The following is a 2,403-nucleotide window of genomic DNA, read 5'->3' on the forward strand; positions in this document are numbered from 1 at the left end:
ATGGTCCTGATCGAGGTGCAAACCGGCTCCTATGTGGGCGAGGACGACATCATCCGCTACGAAGACGTCTACGCCCGCGGACAGGGCGAAAAGGGGTAAAAGCACACACCGCCTGCGCGGGAGAGGGGGCGTATCCCCTCCACGCCTTGCCGCCTCAGCGCGGCGAGGGATCAGCCGTCTTGACGTCACCTCGATACAGGGCTCGCGCATATTTCCGAGGACCGTCACGTCACGGGGGTGGCCGATGGTATGTCGCTGATCGACAATGCTTCCATCGGGTTTGTCGATGGTGCGCCCTTTAGTGGTTCTCCCCTGAACCTGTCGCAGAAACAACGGCGGGTCTTCGCAGAGGTGCTGATCGAGCGCCACAAAGTACGCACGCCCTCGCCCGATCTGCCGATGGCGTCGCTTTCGGGCGGCAACCAGCAGAAGCTCGTAGCCGGGCGCGAACTGGCGCGCGCGCCGCGTCTGATGATCGCCGCCTTCTTCTTTGCCATGCTCGTTTCCGGCGCGGTCCAGATGCAGTCCGTGGCAGGCATCAGCGCGAGATGGTCGGCGTCGTCTCGGACCTCGTCGTCTCTTTCGTCGCGATCCAGCCCGCCATGTTGCACCTCTGGTCCCGCCTGCGCCGATCCTCTTCCGGAAAGACATCATGAGCGATTTCATCACCCTCTCTTTGTTCGCCTCGATGCTTCACCTCGCCATTCCGGTGATCCTGCCCATGCTCGGCGGGGCTTTCAGGGCCGTGGCCTTTTCCTACCTGACCGGCAATCCGTGGCTCGGGCTGTTGGGCGCGGTCTTTACCGGGACACTTGCGGGCGGGCTTCTGGCCGTGATGTCGGTGTCCTTGCGCGGTGATCAAGTGATCGGCTCGACCGCGATCAACCTCATCGGCGCGGGGCTGACCGCAGCCCTCGTGCCGATCATCTGGGGCATCGACAGCACCACGCCGAGCGTGCCGAAAGTGCCGACGCCGCCCCTGCCTCTGGTGGGGCCTGATGCGCACCGATATGGGGCTGCGTCTGCGCGCCTGTGGCGAGAGCGCCGTGGCTGCCGATGCCGCCGGGATTGACGTCATCCGCGTGCGCTTCGTCTCCGTCACGCTCTCCGACGTTCTCACAGCACTTGGCGGGGCGTTCTGTCGATTGTGACGCTCGACCTGTTTCAGGCTGCGATGACGCAGGGACGCGGGTTTCTCGCACTTGCCGCCATGGTTTTTGGCAAATGGCGGGTCTGCCCGCTCCTTCCTCGCCGCCGTCAAGGCACAGCGCGGGCCGCGTTGATCACCAGCCGGAAAAGCCCTGCGCGTGTAGAAGCGCCTCGGCCAGAAGCGCGCAGAAATGCAGGAAGAGATAGCTGAGCGACAGGCGGAACAACCGCCGCTCGGCACGTTGGCTGTCGGCCTCAGCCTGTTCTTCCGTGCGACGGAACACGGCCCATGCCCCGAGAAGGAAGCGCAGGTTCAGCACCCCAGCCACGGCCAGATAGACCGGCCCGCCTATCGAGGTGAGCCCAAGCGCCAGAGAGGTCGGGATCAGCAGGAGCGTGTAAGCAAGGATATGGCGGCGCGTCGCGGGACGGCCATGGGTCTCGGTCAGCATCGGGATACCGGCACGGCCATAGTCGGATTTGACGAACAACGCCAAGGCCCAGAAATGCGGCGGCGTCCACATGAAGATCAACGCGAACATCAGAAGGCTCTCGGGTGCAATGCCTCCCGTGGCGCAGGCCCAGCCGATCATCGGCGGCAGCGCGCCGGAGGCTCCTCCGATCACGATGTTCTGCGGCGTCGCGCGTTTCAGAAGGACCGAATAGATCGCCACATAGAAGAAAATGGTGAAGGCCAGAAGCGCTCCCGCGACGAGGTTCGCGACGACTGAGAGCACACCGACCGAGAGCACCGACAGCACCAGCCCCAGCACAAGCGCCTCATGCGGCGCCACCCGCCCCGCCGGGATCGGGCGATTGGCGGTGCGGCGCATCTGCGCGTCGATATCGGCATCCCACCACATGTTCAGCGCGCCCGAGGCCCCGCCGCCCAGCGCGATGCACAAGATTGAGATCACCGCCCGGATCGGGTTCATCGACACGGGCGCGACCAGCAGCCCCACGAGTGCTGTGAAGACCACAAGCGACATCACACGCGGTTTGAGCAAGACGATGTAATCGCCCGGACGGGCATGAGCGGGCACCGTCCTGGAAAGCCCCCGCCCTGCCATAGCTTGCGTGAGCGTCGGATCGGAGATCGACTGCGTCCTCATGTGATGATGCCTTTGACGTGTGCGCTGCATATGCGAAATGCGTTTTGTGTCAACGGCGGAGTAAAAACCTACCAAAGGGCGGCGCAAAAGTAGACCACTTGTGGGTTTAGCGTGACGGGCGCACAGAGCGCTGGCGGCCAGT

At 64.2% G+C, this 2,403-nt stretch carries 5 protein-coding genes; 3 read left to right on the plus strand and 2 right to left on the minus strand.

Annotation, left to right across the window (positions count from 1 at the left end; translation table 11 throughout):
• Nucleotides 1-99, plus strand: a 99-nt coding sequence (locus C8N42_RS21180) for a hypothetical protein (protein WP_146168266.1), incomplete at its 5' end; no start/stop codon positions are given.
• A 125-nt stretch (nt 100-224) separates the two neighbouring features.
• Here the strand turns inward: C8N42_RS21180 and C8N42_RS21185 are convergent.
• A complete protein-coding gene (locus C8N42_RS21185) occupies nt 225-611 on the minus strand; it encodes a hypothetical protein (protein ID WP_107818363.1) in 387 nt (128 codons plus the stop codon).
• Between the two features lie 41 nt (nt 612-652).
• Between C8N42_RS21185 and C8N42_RS21190 the strand changes: the two genes are divergently transcribed.
• Both C8N42_RS21190 and C8N42_RS21195 read left to right on the plus strand, forming a co-directional pair.
• Nucleotides 653-1,072, plus strand: coding sequence for an ABC transporter permease subunit (locus tag C8N42_RS21190; protein WP_107818365.1), 420 nt, complete (start codon nt 653-655; stop codon nt 1,070-1,072).
• Nucleotides 1,011-1,151 (plus strand): ABC transporter permease subunit, encoded by a 141-nt coding sequence (locus C8N42_RS21195; protein ID WP_170109401.1) that lies wholly within the window; start codon nt 1,011-1,013, stop codon nt 1,149-1,151. The genes C8N42_RS21190 and C8N42_RS21195 overlap by 62 nt, the downstream gene beginning before the upstream one ends.
• Before the next feature lie 132 nt (nt 1,152-1,283).
• On the opposite strand, the gene cyoE is transcribed toward C8N42_RS21195, so the two are convergent.
• Nucleotides 1,284-2,219, minus strand: a complete 936-nt coding sequence (gene cyoE, locus C8N42_RS21200; protein WP_107818369.1) for a heme o synthase — start codon at nt 2,217-2,219, stop codon at nt 1,284-1,286.
• Nucleotides 2,220-2,403: the final 184 nt, after the last annotated feature.

This window comes from Celeribacter persicus, from assembly GCF_003050785.1.
GTDB lineage: Bacteria > Pseudomonadota > Alphaproteobacteria > Rhodobacterales > Rhodobacteraceae > Celeribacter > Celeribacter persicus.